Genomic DNA, 22,245 nt, shown 5'->3' with positions numbered 1-22,245 from the left:
TCCATATCATCTTAGATGGGGCGGGATATCACCGTAGTGATTTGGTCAGGGATGCGGCTTTCGTTCTCAATATTAAGCTTCATTATCTTCCGCCTTACAGTCCGAACCTTAATCCGATAGAACGACTTTGGAAAGTGATGAACGAAAAGTCGAGGAATAACGTTTACTTCAAAAGTAAACGTGACTTCAAGGAAGCTATAGACCAATTTTTTACTGTCACTCTTCCAGAGATCGCAGGCTCATTGACGTCTCGACTTAATGATAACTTTCAGGTACTCAAGTCTGCATCTTCAAGTTGATTGGGTATAACTACCCTCTCGATCAGTAGCTACCACCAAAAAGCTAAGTAACCTAATTTGTTACCAGCAAGGGCCGACTAAATAGATATATTATTAATAAGAGCGTAGAAAACGTTGTTCCGCTTCTAGTTCATTTACCGCACGCCAAAGATCCTGCTCTCTTAACTCTTGTTTATCAAAGCTTTTTTTTATTCCTTCGACAGTCAGATCATCTAGCGGGCCTAAATATTGCTCCGCGTGATTTGAAAATATAGTACTAAACTCTTCGACTGTAGGTAATCTATTATTATTTTCTTCAAAATTTTCAAAAATATCGTTTACAGTCAATGAGATCTCACGCTTTATTCCATCAAGATCTGAACTAACCATCTTATCCTCACTGATAATTTAGCAACACTATAAACCTTTACTTTGATGTACAGGTTTAGATTAGATTTAATTGTAGCTGAATTTTTATGATATAATTGTTATTTATTTTACTTGCTCATAAGCACCTATATACTAAGGAAAAATAGTACTTTGCATTAAAAGTGCAAAAAATTAACACTAAAAACTTCTCATTTAAATATTATATTTAGATGAAAAGCTTGATAGAGCTCTCCTTTTAGGGATAAATTGCCCGCCTTTCAGACCGTCAGCCTATATGCTTCTATACTTAAGCTAGTATAATAATGAAATATATAGCTTTTTGCTTGAGGCTATGGGATGGGAATTGGATCGTGTTTGTATGTTAGAAATACATCTTTAACGTATCGTTTCAAACGAGTATCGTTCTTGTGTTTTACATTTACCGCTTGCCTCTTCTGTTCTGGCTTAGCTCATTCTAATACCATTTTTGAGCCCAATATTAATTTCATATCTAACTCACTTGATATAGAACAAACTGAAAACCAAGATGATAGTATCTTACTCAGCTGGTTAGATGAATCACAATACTCGGTATCTGATACGATCAATGAATATAGCACTTCAGTCGACCATTTCATTGGAAAAAAAGAAGATGAAGAAGCTTTAACGAACCGCAGCTATTTACGAATTCGATTTAGACCAAGATACACACACAGAGAATATTTTGATTTTGATCCAAACATTTACCTTAAGCTAGACCTTCCTCACACTAAAAAAAACTGGAAACTAATTCTTGAAACCGATCCTGATGATTATGACAGTCTCGAAAACAAGCAACGTGGCATATCAGAAAATAGTGATAGTGGGATTGGTGGTGCTATCGGTGGAGTTAGTCTGCAAGACAAGCAACTGGGGCAATGGAAAGTCGATTTTGGTGTTGGCTTAAAGATAAAACTGCCACTGGATCCCTTTACTAAAGCTAACCTGCAGCGTATTGATGCATTAAGCGAAAACTGGACCAGTAGAATTTTTCAAGAAATATTTTACTATCACACTAAAGGTCCTGGATTATTAACGTCTCTGGATTTTTATTATGCTGTCAACAAAGAACACTCAAAAATCATCAAATCAAGTACCAGTGGCCAATTTCTTGATTCCGACAATAACTGGGAGTTAGTTCAACAGCTTGAATATTATCACCGGGTAAATGAAAACAATTCAATTGAATATGAAATAGGTGTCAGTGTTGATACCGGTGGTGAAGAAGAAAATACAAACTATTGGATATCTACAGCATGGAAACAGCGTTTATATAAGGACTGGCTTTATTTAAAGATAAGCCCTGATATAAATTTCCAAAACAAGTTTGATTATAAAGCAAATCCTGGGATCATGATGGAGTTGGAGCTTTTCTTCGCTGTTAATGGCGATATAGACCGATTAAATAAATACATCCCCCAACCAGATCAGATCGATTCAGAGCAATAAACACTACGATAAGCCATTTTCACACATCATAATAAAATGGCAATTTACAATTATTATAATGTGTCAAAATCAATCGAGATCAATACTCACCCCAATCATAAATGTATATGCTGACAGATCATCTAACCCGATTAAAGAACTCGCTTCTGCGTAGCCATGCCAGTCATTATTAAATGCTCCCGAAATACCAAGATGCATACGGCCATATAGCTGATCATCCGATTGGGTAATTATAGGTAATATGGCACCTGAATTGTCAGCCTGAAGTTGGCTGATAACTTTTTCTGAACTGGCATCAAAATCATAATGTACGTAACTCCTCAGATATGGCTGAAATACTCCCAAGCTTGTACGGAATGGATAAAAGAAGCTTGCACCCGCAATAAACACGGTCGATTCCAAATCATTGATATCATCCACTTTCGATATCAGGTAGTTAGAATTACCTTTTGAAGGCCGTTCAGTATACCTGTCGGTATCAGAGACTGTATGTTGAATCGAACTTTCAAGCGCGACATTCCAATATTTATCGTGGATCAGATAACCTGAACCCAGAGAAAACACCCAGATATCTGAATCAACATCATCAACATTAGTAATAACACTATCACTGTAATGAGTGATTTTACGTTCGATGTCGGTGTCAACTAAAGCGTAACTTGCCGTAAAATCAAGATACCAATTATCATGAAAATAACTAAAATATCCGGAGGCAACTAAGCCATCAATTTCACTTTCTGTATTCTCTTCATCTGAGTCGTACAAAGGTAAACCGAGAGCTAAACCAAAAAGATAATGATCATAAAAGAGATAATCACCACCAAGGGTAACCGATGAACCTTCGCGATCATAATCCTTATCTATGCTTAATGTGTCTTTTTCAGAACCATAGCTATCCTGTTCAACACGAACATATGCTCCTAGCCTTGAGTAGCTCTCTTCACCCAAATAACCATTTTGGTATAACGTCAATTCTGAAGATTGAGGGATCGAAGGTTGCGGTTGTAGTTTAACTTTTGCAGCCTGCCTGACATTGTTTGCTCTCGCAGTTAATTCAGCAGTATTTAAATTATTCTGGTGCAGCAGTGTATTTTTACTTAAGCCGGAAGCACGACGCTCCAGTTTCTTTTGCGTAAATTTATCTCCTCGAAAATCAGAGCCTAATCCCTTCATCGTTGATATTGTTGCGGCATAAATTTCCTGTGTCAGGCTTGCAAATTCAGTCTTAGTGTTGCTAACTTCCTCAGCAGAAATCGCCGCCATAGGGATAAATACAGCCGTTATAACAACAGTTAGCGCCAACCCGAAGATAAAAAAACTTTTATTATGCATATCCCCCCCTAATAATCATTGGCACTTTCACGCTGTATATTTTTATGTTGTGCACAGCATGTGTTCATCGCTTTTTAATCATAGAAAAGGAGTAATTTTTCCGGTGTCGCAAAAGTAATTATATCAACAAAAAAATCAGATCACTTTAAAACATACAGATAAACTGATTATCAACAATGACTTAGGTGTTATCCATTGTTCTAATAAAAACATTTTTCTACTGGACAAATTTGCCATGGCCTCGACACAAAGTGACACTGCCAATTCATCCATAGCCCTCTCAAAATTATTCGATAAAGCAATAAATACAATCAAATAGCCGTCATTACCATCTGGTATAAAAATGTGAGGTATGGCATTATTGTTCTAACAGACTGACAAACTTCATCTTACGAAGTAATTTATGATAAAAACCAGATTTCAATCACTCTAAAATCAATTTTTTGAGCAATCAATACATGCCTAATAACAATGATACAACAAATACAGTCAAATTAGGAAAAGGGTTTAAGTTTGACTGCTCAAAAAAACAGCTATTCAATGGGCAGTATTGCATAGAATTAAACCGTGCTGAGAGAGATATTTTATGCTATTTAATTCAACATTCGCCTCGGGTTGTATCTAAAAAAGAGCTCATAAATATTGGTTGGAGCCAAAAAGAAATAACAAATACATCTCTATTCCAGACCATTCGTATATTACGAATAAAGCTTAAAGAAGAAGAAAAAGGGCAAATCATTGAAACAGTCCCTCGTCTCGGATATATAATAAAGGTTACTCCTATAGAGCCAATCAATCCACATGATGAAAATACTGCAAAATCTAATACATCTAAAAAACGATTTAATTACAAATACCTATTCGTTATTATTTTGGCGTTCTTTATAACCAGTATTTGTCTATATACATTCACCCACAAAAAAACATCGTACTATCATGAAATAAGTTATGACCACGACAATAACACCTTCATTTATCTGACAAAAAATGAAGATGACTTGACTTTTTTACGATCCTATGGCAAAACGTATATCACACCAACTGAAATGGATAACAAGTTATTTTTTATTGCTAAGATAGATAAATATTACTCTGTTGCCTTTTGTGACAAAAATGAACAAGGTAGTTGCATCCCTTCCAGTTCACGCGCAGTTACTTTTGACCAATTTGAACTGGAATTATTCTGGCCGATATTATCTTCGCATACAAACTCTATTCAATCAGTTTCATTACTTAAACATGACAATATAAGTAGCACAACGGCTAAAACATATAACCTATATGTTGAGGATGGCAAGCTCTCCCCCAACCTAGTACAATCTTCTTTGCAAAAAATCAGTGATTTGAAATGGTCTTTCAGCAGTATCAGTTATAAAATTAATCAAGAAAAAACAGAATTAACTCCTGTTTATTTTAAGGGTGGCGAATTTACCTTATTTAAAACAAACACAGCACCTTTTATTGCCGAAATATCGACAACACCGAAATATTTTAATTGGGTGATGTCAGAGAGCGAATTGGAACGAAGTGGCATAAGTAAGCCAGGTAAAATGCAAACTAATTTAAATGCGATTTTTGAAAAACAAAAAAAACATACAAGCTATATTGTTTTCCGCCAACAAGAACTTATTTTATGGTTTTCAACAGATATTGGGTTCTATTGGTTTAACAAAGATCAAATCGAAAACTCCAACTTCTCTGAACTGAGTGACTTTGAAAAATGTAAGGATATTCTAGGATTGAATCCACGACCTGACTGTAATATAAAATAGCATCAATTCATCACCGTATAGTGACAATTACCAACGCCCCGTCAAGTCGACTATAATCTTTAGACTCAATACCCTCACCTTCAAAGTGTTCGTGGAGTTAGCCATGAAAATACGATTTTTCCTAATTGCAGGGGCAGTACTTATCTTACCTTCATCTCTCTTTGCAGAATCGGCGCTAAATGCTGCAGCAGACGATGCTGACAAGAACTTACAGCAAGAAGTGATAAACCTGACTAATGAAAAATGTCCGAACCCGGCTCTTGAATTCAAAACCCTTCAGAAGTCTTCTGACGTCAATTAACCTCACTTCCAAATAAATTACCGTATTCTTAACTGTCTTACTGGTACACGAACTTCAAATGTTGCATTATTGTTAACTTGACGCATTCGGAAGGAATTATGCCATGAGGATACTAAAACAGGGACTATTTCCCTTACTCATCAACCTTAAATCATTTTTCTATCTATCCTACCCTATGTTACAAGCACTGTGTGGTTTAGGTATCACCATTGGGCTACTGCTCAGCTCTACCCCTTCAAATGTTAGAGAACACGGCTATCTAATTATATTGGCTTTTACAGGCTTTGCTATGTACTTGTTTTGTCTTAAATACTATTACCAGAATGCACTTGCATGGTCAGATACCCGTTCAACAAATATAGTCACTATTAAGTTAAAATAGCCAGGTCGGCTAATAATGCTTTTGGTTAATAAAACTCATTGCCGCATTTGGCACATTTGTAATGGCTGGTGTCATGACTGGCTTGCGATGCGCTACTTAATATGTCAATAAACAAGCCAATAACTTTGTTCATTGCTTTAAGATAGACATTTGATGACCCCATATTTTGAGCTACACCGTATTGACAATACCGATAGTCAAAAGTAGGAAGGCAATCGTAGCAAGACCAAGAAGATTGATTTTTAACCGACTATCATCATCGATAGGTTTTTTTGGGTATTTGCCAAAAGTAATTACAGTTATGGTGAATCGACCGACATTGAAACATAATGCATCAACAAACCATAACCCTATAATAAACCTAGCCAACATCAGAAGTAACCGAAGCAACCCTGTGATAAATTCTTCCATTTCTTTTCCTTGAAATTACAAAATCCACGGTAATTTTTTTAGCTTATAGAGCAATTAAGCGGTGCACAACGTTGAACCAAAAAAGCTTCAAATGAAGCTGCCGAGTATAACTAAACCGCTAGAGTAAATAATGACTTCTTTTTTGTAAATATGCGAAAGGCCACTACAAAGTGGCCTTTCAATAGATGTTGCTACTCGATTGGTGAAGACTAGATATCTATACCGGCTAGCATATTTCTTTGTCTAATAGACGTCTTACTGCAATCTGAATTTACTAACAACAGATTTCAATTGACTGTTCGCAGCAGCAAGATTGATGGTTTCATTTGCTGTAGCTTCTCCATTTGTCGATAACTCCCCCACTATTTCACGAATAGCAGCCATGTTACGGGTAATTTCATCCGCAACAGTACTCTGCTGTTCGGCAGCGGTAGCAATCTGCGTATTTAAGTCATTAATATGCGTCACAGATTGAGCGATAGTATCGAGGTCATTTGCGATCAAAGACGTATTTTCCACCGTTTGCTCACATGTTGCTTTAGTGATGTCCATTGCAGAAATTGCTGCACTTGATCCATTACGTAACTTATTTAGCGTCTGTTCAATCTCAGCTGTACTGGTTTGCGTTCTGGCAGCAAGCGCCCTGACTTCATCGGCGACAACGGCAAAACCGCGACCTTGCTCTCCGGCTCGGGCCGCTTCGATGGCAGCATTTAACGCAAGCAAGTTCGTTTGGTCTGCAATTTCACCGATTACTTGCAGTACATTGGTGATATCTGAGGTGTCTTTTCCAATTTCTACAATGCTGCTAGACGTGTTTTCAACTTCTTCAACGAGTTGAGAGACCGTATTTGTAGCACTGGTTACAACATTCTTTGAGTCCGTAACTTGCGAGTTTGTATTATGAGTGAACTGGGACGCTTCAGATGCATTACTCGCTACATCATTTGCAGTGGCACTCATTTCCTCAATAGCGGCAACAATTTGTGTAGTTTCCGTTGTGTGAGCTGTCAGTACTTGGTTGTTCGCGTCTGTTTGGTTTTTAAGTTCATCAACGCTGCTAGCAATGTGTTCAGAAGACTGCGAGACTTCCAGCATCAAAGATTGCAAGTTTGCAATAAAGGCATTGATCCCTCCTGAAATTTGACCCAAGTCATCATCGCTGGTAACCGGCAGTCGTCGAGTGAGATCGCCGTTGCCTTTTGATAGATCGAGCACGACTTCTTTGAGTGTGACTATTGGACGATACAGAACATTTAATATTGCAATGACAAGAATAATCGCAATGGCAAGCATAACCAGTGAAGATATGATCGCATCAGTCAGCGCCTCATCGACGGCGGCATAGGCGATTGACTTATCAATTCCGATAAATAGATGCCATTTCTGCCCATTAGCTAACTCTATCTTTTTGGTGAAAGACAGCTTATCAACGCCATTAAGCGTATAAGGCTGAACGCTCTCGTCTTGAGATAGCATTGCATTATGTACTTCTGCCATTCCAACCTCGGTAAATCGAGTTCCTACAGTTAGTGCTGATGAGTTGGACGCTAACCCTTTCCCTGTTTCGTCTAAAATTGCAGTTACTGCACCGGGGAAGTTAACGTTTTTTACGGTATCGGCAAGGATAGACAGTTCAATGTCTCCCAAAACTACACCATTTCCAAATTTTTTCACAATAGAAACAACAGGTTTTCCTGTAGTTGCATCATTATAGACATCCGTTAAATCTAAACCATTTGCATCCTTTCCTTGTTGATACCAAGGACGAGTGCGGGGGTCATACTCATCAGGATCTTCAACGCCATCATTCGAGTATGAACGGCCATCATCAAAGCCGTACATCACCGTAGTTAGAGCGCTGGCATCTTTGGTTAATTGGGCTGTTTCTACATAGCGTTCACTCGGCTGACCAGCTTTATAGTGGTTAACCAGTGAGTCGATTGCGCGAGTTTTGCTTTTAAACCATGTTTCAATTTTATTAGCTTCATACCTGACTGTGGATATTGATTGCGCATTTATGTTCTGAATCGTGTGATCTCTTAGATCGGCATAAGAAAGCCAGTTAGCTGCCAACAAGCACACGCTAACTAACACTATTACCGAGGTTATTATAGTAGTTTTGAATCCTAGAGATTTCATTTTTTACTTGACCTATATCAGGATGAAAAATGGTAAAACCACAAGTGTTATCAGACCTGTCGGTTCGGGGGGAGTGAATAAAGCGGAAGATAATATGCGATCACAGATGGGAGAGATAGGTCTATTTTCAACAAGCATTAAATTTGTGAAGCAGTATCAACATCGAGAATTGGTTACTTTGTTTTGAAATATTACCAAGAAAAAAGTAACGCTCGAAGTTGTACCACGTAAGGTAATGATAAACCTAAAAAGATACGAATATTTCCTCCTATCAATGTAGCCAGAGCGAGTGCACCAGCACCAATATGATTATTTTTCCTTTTATTTTTAGTGTGTTAACTCTATTTCATTAATTCTGCTCAAATAAAACACAACGCTAGATTTTGGGGTGGCAGAAATACGACATTCTCGTACATGTAAATCATTTACATCAAATTTCTATCAGCCTATTAGGGGGTGAGCACACTTTGTAAAAAGCTGGAACAAGTGCTTGGCGCACAATCATTCAGCGCATTTTATACCCGAACGGCATAAGCATTAAAACAGAGCGAACGCATTTATATTCACTTAATAATTCTAAGTACGCATTGTTAAAGCACTTTAACCATGGATAGAGTTGGCAACGCCAACATCGTTTAGTAAATAGAGTATTTAGCAGTTATGTATCGATTGTTGATATTACCTGAAGGGTGAATAGATGAGGCCTGAATCAAAATCAGAGCCAAATAAAATGTGCTCTGAAATGGAGAAGATTGAGCACAATAGCAATCAAATTGCCCCAATCTTTCCCCATGAAATCAGCAAACGTACATAGCCGATTGATTTTAAATATTATTCAGGTGCGATATAACACCTTGATAATGTGATAGCCAAACTTGGTTTTAACCGGACCGATTGGCTCAAGTACTTTTCCGGAAAACACCGCTTTATCAAATGCAGGGACCATTGCCCCTTTACGAAATTCACCTAAATCACCACCACGGTTCTTGGATGGACACGTGGAGTATTTTTTCGCTAGGGTTTGAAACTTTGCACCTTTCTTCAACTGTTGAAGAATGTCATCTGCTTGTTCTTTATGCTTCACTAAAATATGAAGCGCTGCTGCTGTTGAAGCCATAATTTACGACCCAATGTTACTGTAAACAATTTATACCCAAACTACTTCAAGATGCATGATTCAGAGTTCCAGAGACGCTCCCAAGGGGCAAGTTCCGTGGTTTGAGTATGTCCGAATTCAGCGAGAAAGTGTGCGATAAATCACTAAAAGTAGCAAGCTTAAACATCAGTACGAATTCATTCTCTGTTCAGATTACTTAAGATAAACTATGAGGTATGAAAATACACAATCGATTTCTCTACATCCTTGGTTTTCTCTGTCTACTGGCTTTTAATGCCAGTGCCTCCCCGACGTTGGAAATTGAAGAAGATCATGACGAAGTCATGGAAGCCGTTCAACAAGGTTTAATCCAGCCTTTCTCAGCCCTGCAAGCAAAAGTCAATGCTCAGCTGAATGGACGGATCATCAGAGTTGAATTAGAAGAAGATGATGACATTTGGATTTATGACTTAAAGCTACTTGATCCCCATAACAACATTGTCAGAGTCGAATACGAAGCACGCACATTATCAATCATTGAAATTAAAGGCCGCGGGCTTGAAAACATCATCAAGGTATCAGAATGAAAATACTCGTTGTTGAAGATGAACTCACACTGGGTGAACAAATTGTCGCGGGTTTAGAACAAAATGGTTGGGTTGCAGAACTCTCTGCTGATGGCATTGATGCACTCTATCGGGCTACATCTGAACCTTGGGATGCCATTGTCCTCGATTTAGGCCTGCCTAAACTTGATGGACTTACGGTGCTTAAAAGTCTCCGAGATGAAAACGTTAATACCCCTGTTGTTATTTTAAGTGCCCGGAATGAGTTAACTCAGCGGGTTGATGGTCTGAATGCAGGTGCCGACGACTACCTGACTAAACCTTTCCAGATGGTTGAACTGATCGCACGTTTGCGTGCGCAATTACGTCGCGCTTCGGGCAATGCCTCCCCTGTTATTCAAGTAAGTGATCTCAGCCTCGATACCCGCACGTCTAAAGTCACAAAACAAGGCCAGGTGGTTGACCTTACTGCACTGGAGTTTAAGGTTTTATCGTATTTAATGCATAACACCGATAAGGTAATTTCTCGTTCAGTGCTTGTTGAGCATATTTATAAGCAAGATTTCGACCGTGACTCCAATACCATCGAAGTATTCATTGGCCGTATTCGCCGAAAGATTGGTAACGATGTCATAAAAACAGTCCGTGGTCTTGGATATCGTATCAATGCCGATTAATTATCGAGACAAGCACCTTCCAAGCATTCGCAGCCGCTTGCTTATTGCAGCGGCTGTGTGGCTACTGGCAATTACACTTTCAGCGGGATATCTACTTCCCAGCTTCATTAAAAGCTATTTGGTTGATCAGGAAAAGCAACAGCTATATCTATATCTTGATGAATTAACCGCGCGCGTTGATGTTAACCAAAGTGGCAAGATCACCTTGTCTGATAAGCTTTCCAATCCAAGATTTCAATCACCCTACAGTGGGCTTTACTGGTCACTAACAGTAAATAACCAGAAGCTTCGTTCACGATCGTTATGGGATACACAGATTAATGGCAATGAATATGAAGGTTATAAAGGCCCAGACAAACAATCACTGATTGTCGTGACAAGAAATTTTTTGCTGCCGGAGCTGGATGATCCTGTCGAACTATCTGTTGCCGTCAATCAGGATAAATTAGCAAATACCCTTGAACAGCTAACCCATGGATTATGGTTAATTCTGTTTACCATGGCGATGGGAATGCTGGCCTTAACCTGGTTGCAGGTTAGCTGGTCATTATGGCCACTGAGAAAGTTACAAAACAACCTGAAAAGTGTACGCGATGGTAGTGTGAGTGAGTTGACTGGTTTTTACCCATCGGAAGTAAAGCCTGTTATTGATGATCTCAACGCCCTGCTGTTCCACTACCAGGAGTTATTAGAGCGTGCGAGAAATCATTCAGGAAATCTTTCCCATGCGCTGAAAACCCCAATCGCAATTCTGAATAACGAAGTAACCTTGTTAAATGAGCCTGACAAGCAAAAGCTTTCACCGATTATTCAGCAGCTTCAGCAACACATTGACTACCATTTAGCACAGGCAAGAATGGCTGGTGCCGCTAATATTTTAGCTGCAAAAACAGCACCTTCCACACGTGTCGATGCTATATCTATGGCAATGGATAAGATCTATGCACAACGCAATGTTGTACTCGTAAATGAACTCGATAGTGAATTAATGGTTGCCGTTGAAAAACGCGATCTCGATGAGATTATCGGTAACCTTATCGAAAACGGTTACAAGTGGGCGAATAGTTTGATTCGAATCCATCATCAGTACAGTGACGATCAGCAAATCTACATAGTGATCGAAGATGATGGCCCGGGTATTGCCGAAAGCGAATGTGAAGAAGTGCTAAAACGTGGTGTAAGATTAGATGAGACAACATCCGGCACTGGCCTTGGGCTCAATATTACCTATGAACTGGCACATAGCTACCGAGGTAAACTGACATTAAGCAGAAGTGCGCTTGGCGGACTGAAAGCGGTATTAGTGCTGCCGGCACCGAGGAATTAAACCAAGAGACACATGTTTAGGATCTTCAACTATTCATCATTTATGTGAAGAGAACTAACCTTGTCTCTCATATCCGGCCACATTCCTCTCTAGTTAGAATTGAGGCCAGAAAATCATATTAGCGATACGAATGACAACGCCAACGACAAAACAGCCGACACCCAATCGGTACCAACGATATTCGGCAGCATCCATACCGACGCGCTTAACAATCATAATCGCCACACCCGACCAGTCTCTGGTGCGCAGCCCGTATTGAAACATACTCTTAACGATAAGCAGCAAGCCCGTTACCAAGAGTATTACTTCAGCAAAATTCATAGTTGTTTGCAGCATAGTGGCCATCCTTCTATCTTAGAATCCTTTTCAACTACCCTCGAACAACACGGAATAACATTAAATCTCGACGACAATCATGTTGAGCGGATAACTAAACGACTACTTTCATAAGATACAAGATCAGGATATAGGCTCAATTAGACCTTAGTGTAATCTTGCAACAGCTCGTACAGACAGAAGAATTCCTTTTTATAGCCAAAGTTTGAATGCTAACGGTCAGACTTTAGTGTAAAATCCAGCCCCCAGAATTATAACGCACGATATCGAGACGACATGCAATTACTCGAAGCCAAATTACACAAAATCGACCGTCACAACTACCGCAGCTACTCTAGTATGCGTGGCGAATACAACTTCGTTGACTTCGACTTTTATATCGACACTATTCAAGCAGACCCATACGCACCTGCTTCTCGTGTTCGTGCTCGTCGTAAATGGGCTCTGACAGATTTAGCCTGGTTGAAAGATCAATCTCAGGATTATCAACGTGCAGCACGTGATTTCATTGCACGTCAATTTGCCGACCTTTCCCAGCAAGAAAATGCGATTCAAATTGATCGTCCTGGTCAGGTTATTCTTGATCGCACCGCTGTTGTCTTTAATGAAGAAGGTATCGAGCTACGCTTTCGCGTTAACCTACCCGCTGACAACCGTAAGATCATTGCTAAAAAAGCAATGAACCTGCTGACGTTCACTATGCCTAAAATCATTCGTCGTTCTACGATTGCACGTGAACTACCGATTGAAGAAATGAAGCGTCACTGTGAAGCGGTTGAAGATCAGGTCGCTCTGCGCAGCCAGCTAAAAGAAAACAACTTACTTGCATTTGTTGCCGATGGCAGCGTATTACCTCGCCTTGCCGGAAACGTCGACTTACCAATGGCGGATGCCATTCCATTCGTTAGCCCCGACGCACTGGCTATTGAACTTGAAGCGCCACATAAAGGCAAAATACGTGGAATGGGAATCCCTGAAGGGATCACCATGATTGTGGGCGGCGGCTTCCACGGTAAATCAACCCTGTTGAATGCGATTGAAAACTCGGTATATGACCATATTCCGGGCGATGGTCGTGAATACATTGTTACCAATGATACTGCGACTAAAATCAGGGCTGAAGATGGCCGTTGTGTGCACAATGTTGATTTGTCACCGTACATCAGCAATCTGCCAATGGGTAAAGATACAAACTCATTTAGCACACAAGATGCATCTGGTTCTACGTCTCAGGCTTCATGGCTGCAGGAATCACTAGAAGCAGGTGCTCAAGCTCTACTTATTGATGAAGATACATCAGCATCTAACTTTATGATCCGTGACGAGCGCATGCAGGCACTGATTGCAAAAAATGATGAGCCCATTACGCCATTAGTCGATCGCATTTCACTTCTTCGAGATCAACTGAATATTTCTGTATTACTGGTGATGGGTGGCTCTGGTGATTACCTAGATGTCGCTGATACTGTTATCCAAATGCACAACTATCAAGCAATTGATGTCACAGAAAAAGCAAAAGAAGTAATTGCAACACACCCGACTCGTCGTGCTCACGAAGGTACTGAAATACTGTCATTACCTCGTACACGCCAGGTAAACCGTAGTACGTTAAAGGCCATGCTGGAAGACGGTAAATTCCGTATTCAGGTAAAAGACAAGACATCGTTACGTTTTGGACGTGAGCTAATTGACCTAAAGGCATTAGAACAAATTGCTGATTCAAGCCAGCTATATGCTGTTGGTTGGTTGTGGTTCCAGCTTGCTCAAGGTAAAGGCTGGGAAAAGAGCCCATCAAAAGCATTTGAGCAGATGCTGAATGATGACTGGTTCCGTTCAATGCCACACTACGGCGACTTAGCGAAACCTCGGGCTATTGATGTGATGGCCGTACTGAGCCGTATGCGTAAAGCTGACTTTAAGTAAGCAAAAAACTTACATCTATTCAAAACGAAATAAACTTTGCCCAAACGCTGAGTTCTATAAAAAAGCCCGTAACATTCGTTACGGGCTTTTTCGTTAAGTTTGTGATGATTCTGATAACACTTTATTTCTTGGTAAATACCATGAACATTGTTGATAGCGGAGGTAAGTTCAAACGGATTGAATGATCTAATCCGTGGCTTGCTACTTTCTCTGTTGCCACAACAGGCTTAACTGGCGCATTACTACCCCAATATTTATCATCATCAGTGTTCAGTATTAGTTCATATTCGCCCTCAGTTGGTACACCTAATGTGTAACCTTCGCGAGGTACTGGCGTGAAATTAGAAATAACTAATACTTTGTCGCCATTCAGTGCAATACGTTCATGCGCTAATACACTTGTTTCGGCATCATCTTGAACACGCCATTCAAAACCTTCTGGTGAACAATCTTGCTCATGCAATGCTGGTGTTGAGGTGTATAGCTTATTCAGATCACTCACTAACGCTTTCATACCGCTATGACGAGGATACTGTAACCAGTGCCACTCTAATTGACCTTCATGTGCCCATTCTGCGCTTTGTGCAATCTCTGCACCCATGAAGTTCAGCTTCTTACCTGGCTGGCCATACATGTAACCCATGTAAGCACGCAGGTTAGCGGTTTTCTGCCACTCATCACCCGGCATCTTATTCAGTAATGAACCTTTGCCATAAACCACTTCATCATGCGACAAAGACAGTACGTAATTCTCACTGAATGCATAAATTAGCGGGAAGGTAATCGTGTTGTGGTGGTATTTACGGTGCACTGGCTCTTCTTGAATATAAGAAAGGCTGTCGTGCATCCATCCCATATTCCATTTAAATCCAAAGCCTAAACCACCCATATCAGTCGGACGAGAGACACCAGAAAAAGCGGTAGATTCTTCAGCAATCGTCATCGCATTCGGATAATGAGAATAGACCTCTTCGTTCATCCAGCGCAGCAGGCTAATGGCATCGTAGTTCTCGTTGCCACCATCATGGTTAGGGATCCACTGGTCGTGTTCACGCGAATAGTCGAGGTACAACATAGACGCGACTGCATCAACACGCAGACCATCGATATGATAATGCTCAAACCAGAACAGTGCATTCGATACTAAGAAACGACGAACATGTTCACGGCCGTAGTCATAGATATAGCTCTTCCAGTCCTGATGCCAGCCACGACGTGGATCGGAGTCGTTATACAGCGCTGTGCCATCAAAATTTGCAAGGCCGTGATCATCTGAAGGGAAGTGAGCTGGAACCCAATCAAGTACAACACCGATACCTGCCTGGTGGCATTGATCGACGAAATATTTGAAATCATCAGGCGTCCCGAATCGGCTCGTTGGAGAGAACAAACCAATTGGTTGATAGCCCCATGATCCATAGAACGGATGCTCAGAAACGGGCATCAATTCAAGGTGGGTATACCCCATCTCAGACAGGTACGGAATCAGCTCTTCCGCAAGCTCACGATACGTTAAGAAGTCACCATTGTCTTTCTTGCGCCAAGAGCCAGCGTGAAGTTCGTAGAATGACAATGCTTCTTGATGTTTGACTGTGACCGGGCGCGTCTGCCAAGCTTTATCTTGCCATTGGTAACGCGACTGGTCATAAACAATAGAAGTAAAAGACGGGTACTGTTCAGATGAATAGCCCCATGGATCGGCTTTATGAGGCAACCCTTTTCCGTCACTGTCTTTTAATTCAAATTTGTACTGTGTACCTTCTTCCAATCCTGGAATAAACAGTCCCCAAAGACCGTCATCCAGACGCTGCATCGGGTGACGGCGACCATCCCAGGCATTAAAATGCCCGATCACACTCACAGCAGAAGCATTCGGAGCGAAAGTCAGAAAACGAACACCAGAAACCGGCTTATTACCTTTCTTTAAGGTGATCAGTTGTGCACCCATTTCGCTATGCATTTGCGAAGGGGTCGTTAAGGCATCACCTGAAGGTAAAAGTGTGTGGAATTGATATGGGTCGTTAATGGTTTGCTCGCCGTTTAGCCAGCCGATATGTAACTTATAAGCTGCAGTGGTAAAGTCTTGCTCTCCCTCTAAAACGAAGCCACTTTCGGCCTCTCTTGTCAGAGAGAATAGCTCACCATTTTCAGTTTCAGCTTTAACAGAATCAGCACCCGGCATCCACACACGAAGTGCGATATCGTTTGACTGATACTGAGGGCCCAAGAATGAAAACGGGTCTGAAAACGCAGCGCTTTCGAGCTGCATATATTCCTTCTCACTGCGTGTCACTGTCATGGTGTCCAACGCACTACTCCTGATTAGTTTCTCTGACTATTAATATGAGTGAATGAACGTTCTTCATGGCTAAAACGGTCAACTACTACGTGGTGAAATTGCAATAATTAGTACTCTTTCACATAAATTATTCATAGTTGAAGCCCCTAAACACGTCATCCCGGAATCGAGGTACGAGATATCCGGGATCCAGCTCTAACCGTGTGCGCCTTAGATTCCGTATAAGTTCGTTCCTCACTTTACGGAATGACGAAGTACTAGTGGTTCTAATTATAAAATTTTCAACACGGTATTTGACCGTTTTTTCTCATGAATAATCAGCTCAATTACTTACCCCGACTGACATTTGCTCGTGTCTCTGTTAAACGACGAGTTAAGTCAATGATGTCCTGTCGTGTAAATAAATCATCTAGGGTGGTAGAAAGCTTACGGCGCCAGTTCGGATACTCATCAACCGTGCCAGGAATATTGACCGGCTTATCCATTTCCAACCAGTCTTCCAATTGCAGGCTCAGCAATGCGCTTGAACTTGCAGCCAAATGCATCTGCATACCTTCACTCAGGTTGCGATCCATTGGTACATACCTCGCATCGTGGCCTACCCCTTCAGGAAGATAACCATGCCAGTTCAAACTATCAAGAATTTTTTGCTTACTTTCGGCACGACTGTCAAATAATCCAGACAATTGCTCTTTGTCTGGGTAAAGACCTAATTCTTCACCCATTCTCAGATCATCACAGTGCCAGAAACCACGTAGGGTTGGCATATCATGTGTACACAATGCCGCCATTGACTGAGCCGGATAATGGCCAGGAGATAGGAAACCACCATCTTCTGCTGTTTCAAAGAAGAACACCTTGTAAGAATGAACACCTGCCGTTGACAGTTTTTCAACAATCTCATCAGGTACAGTACCCAAATCTTCACCGATCACAGTGCACTGATAACGGTGACTTTCCAACGCAAGGATTGCCATCAGGTCATCAACCGGGTAGTACATGTATGCACCGCTCTTCGCAGATTCGCCTTTAGGGATCCACCAAAGACGCAAAAGACCTAATACATGGTCAATACGCAGTGCGCCGCAGTTACGCATGTTTGCACGCAGTAACTGGATGTACGGTTCGTACGCTGTTTCTTTCAGTACCAGTGGATCTAACGGAGGCAAACCCCAGTTTTGGCCTAACGGACCAAGAACATCTGGCGGAGCACCAACACTTACGTCCTGGCATAGCGCGCCGTGATCAGCCCATGTTTCGGCACCGGAATCACACACACCAACAGCAAGGTCACGGTACAGACCCATTGCCATGCCTTTTTCTTCGGCAAGATCATTCACTTCTGCCAGCTGAGTATCAGCTAGCCACTGAAGGTACATATACAGTTGAACTTGCTTGAAGTTGTTTTTGATAAAGGCTTTAACCGCTGCATTATCAAAGTGACGGTATTCTTCAGGGAATGCCGGCCAGCCCCAGGTGCTGTCATCTTCTTTTTTCAATGTTGCATGCAATGCATCAAATGCGGCCTGATGAAGCAGGCTATCGCCACCCTCTTCAACAAACTGCAGGAATTTCTGAGCACGTGCTGTTTTTTTGTCTAGATGACGCTCAGTAAATGTCTCAAACAATAATGGCAGCACGGCCATTTTCAGGCATGACACTTCACTGTAGTTCACCCAGTTAGTATTACGTGCTTCAACCAGGCGCTGCTGGAATTCTGAACTGCCAACTAATTGCTGTGCAGCATCACATAGTGCAAACTCAGGAGCCGAGCTTACATCAATATACATAAGGTTTAGCCAACGGCGAGAAGACGGGCTATATGGGCTTGCGCCATCAGGGTTTGCGGGGAATAGTGAGTGAATTGGGTTAAGGCCCACAAAATCACCACCACGTGCAGCAATGTCAGAAACCAGTTGTTTCAGATCACCAAAATCACCAATACCCCAGTTATGGTTGGTACGAACAGAGTACAACTGAACACTGGTGCCCCAAAGCTTCTTGTCATCCAACAACGCGGGTTGTTTATAGCAAGACTCTGGTGTCACGATCAGTGTCATTTCAAACGGAGATTTACGACGCTTACGGAAGACTTCAAGCTTGTGATAACCCATTTCCAGATCATCAGGCAAAGCAAAAACAAGCGGACCGCCACTTTCACGATCATCTGAAATTAATTGCGATTGCAACCAACCTTCCATTACTTTGCCTTGCTCGGTGTGCAGACGCCAGCTGAAGTCGCTCATACGAGCACTGACACCAAGGTGTAAGGTAATGTGCATTGGTTGTTCATCACGACGAACGACCTGCACAGGCGCAAGTACGTCAGGGCGGTGCTTTTTACGGGCAGATTCTAACAGGGCTTCGTCATTTTTAGTATCGTAGCCAAGTGCCGCTAATAAACGCAGAATCGTTTCATCTTCAACTTTAGCTTCATCGCCCCAAGCACTGACATAGCGGTCTGCTATCCCAACCATTTCAGCAACTTGTTTTAATACATTATCTTCTTTCATCGTTCTCTCCGATAGCGGCCTTGCGGCCGCTACGATGTTAGTTTTTGCTGATATCTATAAAGAATATTAATTACCAGCTATGGGTTAACTCAATTAGATTGCTAACTAGCAATAAGAGTTAACAAACAAGTGGTATTAACGCGCTACGCTTACTTTTTTATAACTGGTTTTAAGTTCCAGATATTGTTTGCATAATCACGGATACTGCGGTCTGAGCTAAATTTGCTCATCAAAGCAGTGTTAAGAATCGCCTTACGCGCCCAGTTTGCCTGGTCACGGTATTCAGCATCAATTTTCTCGTGAGTCTTCGCATAATCAGCAAAGTCTGCTAGTACCAGGTACGGATCACCACCGTCCAGCAAGTTATGGCGAATTGCCGCCAGCTGGCCAGGCTTACCTGGTGTGAACTCATCAGTTTCCAACAGATCCAGTGAGGCGCGCAGTAAACTATCAGCATGATAGTAGCGGTATGGGTCGTAACCCTCTTCCAGTAGTTTTTGTACTTCATCAACGAGTAGTCCGAAGATGAAGATATTCTCATCACCCACTTCTTCACGCATCTCAACGTTTGCACCATCCATCGTACCGATCGTTAAGGCACCATTTAGGGCAAACTTCATGTTACCGGTACCTGATGCTTCTTTACCTGCAGTAGAGATCTGCTCAGAAACATCGGCAGCCGGGAACAGAATTTCTGCAAGACTTACGCGATAATCAGGGATAAACACAACCTTCAGCTTGCCACCAAGGCGAGGATCATTATTCACCTTGTCAGCAACTTTATTGATTGCGAAGATGATGTCTTTAGCAAGCGCATAGCCTGGTGCTGCTTTTGCGCCAAAGAAGAATACGCGCGGGTGCATGTCAAATGTCGGATCATTGATCAGACGGTGATACAGCGACAGAATATGAATCAGATTCAGGTGCTGACGCTTGTATTCGTGCAGGCGTTTGATTTGAATATCAAAGATGGCATCAGTATCTAGCTCGATACCCATGTTCTCTTCAACCCAGTTAGCCAAACGCTGTTTGTTTTCTTTCTTCACTGCCATGTAACGCTTCTGGAAAGCTTTATCGTCAGCGAATTTTTCCAGCCCTGCTATTTTTTCTAGCTTCAGTGGCCAGTCATCACCCACTTTTTCGCTAATCAACGCAGACAGGCCAGGGTTACAGTATTTCACCCAACGACGCGGGGTAACACCATTGGTTACGTTGTGAAGACGTCCTGGGAATAATTCGTGGAATTCAGGGAACAAGTCACGCTTAACCAGAGCTGAGTGAAGGGCTGCTACACCGTTTACGGCATAGGTGCTCACTACACAAAGGTTAGCCATGCGTACCATGCGCTGCGGGCCTTCTTCAATGATCGACAGCTTGCGCTTGATTTCATTGTTACCAGGCCATTTCTCTTCAACCAGACTCATAAAGCGATGGTTGATTTCAAAGATGATTTCCATGTGGCGTGGCAGCATCTCTGCAATAAGCGCTTCGCTCCACGTTTCCAGTGCTTCTGGAAGCAAGGTGTGGTTAGTATAAGCAAACGTCTTAGAAGAAATTGCCCATGCCGCATCCCAATCAAGTTTGTGCTCATCAAGAAGAATGCGCATCAGCTCAGGAATAGCGATCGTTGGGTGGGTATCATTTAGCTGAATCGCTTCAAGCTTCGCAAAATCTTCAATCTTGTGACCGGCCGCGAAATGACGACGCAGAATATCTGCTACTGAACAGGCACAGTGGAAGTACTGTTGCATCAGACGTAGTGCTTTACCCTGATCATGATTATCATTCGGATAAAGAACTTTCGTCACGTTACCCGCTTCTAACTGACTGTACTGAGCACCTACGTAATCACCGTCGTTAAAACGAGCCAGGTTAAATGGTGCAGGTGAACGACACTCCCACAAACGCAGTGGATAAACGCTCTTATTATCATAACCAATTAGAGGAAGGTCCCAGGCAATACCTTCAACGGTCATCGCGGGTACCCAACGGCGGCAGTTCTCACCGTCTTCATTGATATATGATTCAACACGACCATATAGGCCAACCGTCTGATTCAATTCTGGACGAAGAACTTCCCAAGGGTAACCTTCAATGCCACGCCATGCATCCGGCGCTTCAACCTGACGACCATTTTCAAAAGACTGACGGAACAGACCGTACTCATAGTGCAGGCCGTAACCCACAGCCGGATATTCTTGAGCGGCTAACGAATCCATGAAACAAGCAGCAAGACGGCCTAAACCACCATTACCTAAAGCAGGATCTCGCTCTTCTTCCAGAAGGTCGGATAAGTTCAGACCAAGTTCTTCTACCGCACCGCTCACATCTTCATAAAGACCCATACTGATTAGGTTGTTACCCGTCAGACGGCCGATTAAGAATTCAAGTGAAAGGTAGTTAACACTACGTGCATTGCTTTCAGCTACAAACTTTTCTGTTTCAAGCAAGCTACCAGTACTGATTTCTGCCAATGCACGGCCAACTGCAAGATACCAGCTACGTGTGTCTGCAGTTTCTGCCGTTTTTGCGTAAGTAGTAACTAAGTGTTTTTGTACTGCCGCTTTAAAAGCCGCTTTATCAAATTGTTGTGTCTGACCACGTGTTGTCATGGTTCTTTCTCTCTCTGGGATTATTCCAACTGCTGTCTATGCTGCCTGTATTTGTCTTTAAAAACATCCTCCCGCCCCTTGGAGGATGAGGGATGAGTCAGAGGGGCGTAGGTAATGAAACCCCGTGTTTTTTGTGACCTTGGCCATAGTTTCAGGGTGGAGACAAAAGTTCAGACTGTCATGTATGCAACATAACTCACATTTGTTATGTATAAAACTCATGTGCAACTATGACCTTAATCATTATTCTTAGATGTTATATCTGTGAGCTGGCTCATAATTTTGGGGAGGAGATGCGATAGATATACCTTTTCATCGACTTAGAAAGGTAAAGTTATGGGCAAGGTCAAATGATGTGAAAGCAATTTCGTGCATCATTTTATTTCTTCGCGGCATACTTGCCATGAAGATGATCTATTCC

The 22,245-nt window shown here is 41.8% G+C and carries 17 protein-coding genes; 8 read left to right on the top strand and 9 right to left on the bottom strand.

The features are described 5' to 3' along the window. Positions 1 to 299 (top strand): transposase (locus tag L4D76_RS23475; protein WP_428443288.1); only part of this gene is annotated, 299 nt, incomplete at its 5' end. Positions 300 to 392: 93 nt separating this feature from the next. On the opposite strand, the gene L4D76_RS23470 is transcribed toward L4D76_RS23475, so the two are convergent. Then, positions 393 to 668 carry a hypothetical protein gene (locus tag L4D76_RS23470; protein ID WP_428443287.1) on the bottom strand — a complete coding sequence of 92 codons (276 nt, stop codon included), beginning with the start codon at positions 666 to 668 and terminating at the stop codon, positions 393 to 395. 405 nt (positions 669 to 1,073) lie between these two features. Here L4D76_RS23470 and L4D76_RS23465 point away from each other — a divergent pair, with 405 nt between their 5' ends. Continuing rightward, positions 1,074 to 2,135 (top strand): hypothetical protein, encoded by a 1,062-nt coding sequence (locus L4D76_RS23465; protein WP_428443286.1) that lies wholly within the window; start codon positions 1,074 to 1,076, stop codon positions 2,133 to 2,135. 69 nt (positions 2,136 to 2,204) lie between these two features. Here L4D76_RS23465 and L4D76_RS23460 read toward each other — a convergent pair whose 3' ends face one another. Then, positions 2,205 to 3,467 (bottom strand): autotransporter domain-containing protein, encoded by a 1,263-nt coding sequence (locus L4D76_RS23460; protein ID WP_428443285.1) that lies wholly within the window; start codon positions 3,465 to 3,467, stop codon positions 2,205 to 2,207. A gap of 458 nt (positions 3,468 to 3,925) precedes the next feature. Between L4D76_RS23460 and L4D76_RS23455 the strand changes: the two genes are divergently transcribed. Continuing rightward, on the top strand, positions 3,926 to 5,239 hold the full coding sequence (locus L4D76_RS23455; RefSeq protein ID WP_428443284.1) for a winged helix-turn-helix domain-containing protein: 1,314 nt from the start codon (positions 3,926 to 3,928) through the stop codon (positions 5,237 to 5,239). Positions 5,240 to 5,342: 103 nt separating this feature from the next. Beyond that, complete coding sequence (locus L4D76_RS23450; protein ID WP_428443283.1) at positions 5,343 to 5,540, top strand: hypothetical protein; 198 nt, start codon at positions 5,343 to 5,345, stop codon at positions 5,538 to 5,540. A 553-nt stretch (positions 5,541 to 6,093) separates the two neighbouring features. Here the strand turns inward: L4D76_RS23450 and L4D76_RS23445 are convergent. The 3 genes from L4D76_RS23445 to ppiC all read right to left on the bottom strand — a co-directional run bounded on the left by L4D76_RS23445 (position 6,094) and on the right by ppiC (position 9,592). Then, positions 6,094 to 6,333, bottom strand: coding sequence for a hypothetical protein (locus L4D76_RS23445; protein WP_428443282.1), 240 nt, complete (start codon positions 6,331 to 6,333; stop codon positions 6,094 to 6,096). Positions 6,334 to 6,588: 255 nt separating this feature from the next. Continuing rightward, a complete protein-coding gene (locus L4D76_RS23440; RefSeq protein WP_428443291.1) occupies positions 6,589 to 8,418 on the bottom strand; it encodes a methyl-accepting chemotaxis protein in 1,830 nt (609 codons plus the stop codon). A gap of 892 nt (positions 8,419 to 9,310) precedes the next feature. Continuing rightward, the gene (ppiC, locus tag L4D76_RS23435) at positions 9,311 to 9,592 is read right to left on the bottom strand and encodes a peptidylprolyl isomerase PpiC (protein WP_107283071.1); all 282 of its coding nucleotides are present in this window, start codon (positions 9,590 to 9,592) and stop codon (positions 9,311 to 9,313) included. A gap of 215 nt (positions 9,593 to 9,807) precedes the next feature. On the opposite strand from ppiC, the gene L4D76_RS23430 reads away from it, so the two are divergent. Genes L4D76_RS23430 through L4D76_RS23420 form a run of 3 tightly spaced genes read left to right on the top strand, consistent with a single transcriptional unit; the run spans position 9,808 to position 12,141 of the window. Further along, positions 9,808 to 10,158, top strand: coding sequence for a PepSY domain-containing protein (locus tag L4D76_RS23430; protein ID WP_428443281.1), 351 nt, complete (start codon positions 9,808 to 9,810; stop codon positions 10,156 to 10,158). Then, entirely contained in the window at positions 10,155 to 10,814 is a 660-nt protein-coding gene (locus L4D76_RS23425) for a response regulator transcription factor (RefSeq protein WP_428443280.1), read from the top strand. Before L4D76_RS23430 ends, L4D76_RS23425 begins: the two co-directional genes overlap by 4 nt. Beyond that, entirely contained in the window at positions 10,804 to 12,141 is a 1,338-nt protein-coding gene (locus L4D76_RS23420) for an ATP-binding protein (protein WP_428443279.1), read from the top strand. The genes L4D76_RS23425 and L4D76_RS23420 overlap by 11 nt, the downstream gene beginning before the upstream one ends. A 93-nt stretch (positions 12,142 to 12,234) precedes the next feature. Here L4D76_RS23420 and L4D76_RS23415 read toward each other — a convergent pair whose 3' ends face one another. Beyond that, positions 12,235 to 12,477, bottom strand: a complete 243-nt coding sequence (locus tag L4D76_RS23415) for a hypothetical protein (RefSeq protein ID WP_428443278.1) — start codon at positions 12,475 to 12,477, stop codon at positions 12,235 to 12,237. Between the two features lie 276 nt (positions 12,478 to 12,753). Here L4D76_RS23415 and L4D76_RS23410 point away from each other — a divergent pair, with 276 nt between their 5' ends. Further along, positions 12,754 to 14,400, top strand: coding sequence for a P-loop domain-containing protein (locus tag L4D76_RS23410; RefSeq protein ID WP_428443277.1), 1,647 nt, complete (start codon positions 12,754 to 12,756; stop codon positions 14,398 to 14,400). A gap of 121 nt (positions 14,401 to 14,521) precedes the next feature. Here L4D76_RS23410 and glgB read toward each other — a convergent pair whose 3' ends face one another. From glgB to L4D76_RS23395, 3 genes are all read right to left on the bottom strand, one after another. Further along, on the bottom strand, positions 14,522 to 16,669 hold the full coding sequence (glgB, locus tag L4D76_RS23405; RefSeq protein WP_428443290.1) for a 1,4-alpha-glucan branching protein GlgB: 2,148 nt from the start codon (positions 16,667 to 16,669) through the stop codon (positions 14,522 to 14,524). 356 nt (positions 16,670 to 17,025) lie between these two features. Next, the gene (gene malQ / locus L4D76_RS23400) at positions 17,026 to 19,212 is read right to left on the bottom strand and encodes a 4-alpha-glucanotransferase (RefSeq protein ID WP_428443276.1); all 2,187 of its coding nucleotides are present in this window, start codon (positions 19,210 to 19,212) and stop codon (positions 17,026 to 17,028) included. Positions 19,213 to 19,361: 149 nt separating this feature from the next. Then, entirely contained in the window at positions 19,362 to 21,824 is a 2,463-nt protein-coding gene (locus L4D76_RS23395) for a glycogen/starch/alpha-glucan phosphorylase (protein ID WP_428443275.1), read from the bottom strand. Positions 21,825 to 22,245 lie beyond the last annotated feature (421 nt).

This window comes from Photobacterium sagamiensis, assembly GCF_050337085.1.
In the GTDB taxonomy this organism is placed as follows: Bacteria; Pseudomonadota; Gammaproteobacteria; order Enterobacterales; family Vibrionaceae; genus Photobacterium; species Photobacterium sagamiensis.
Note: the sequence above shows the minus strand (reverse complement) of the source record. Positions and strands in the feature narration are given on the sequence as shown.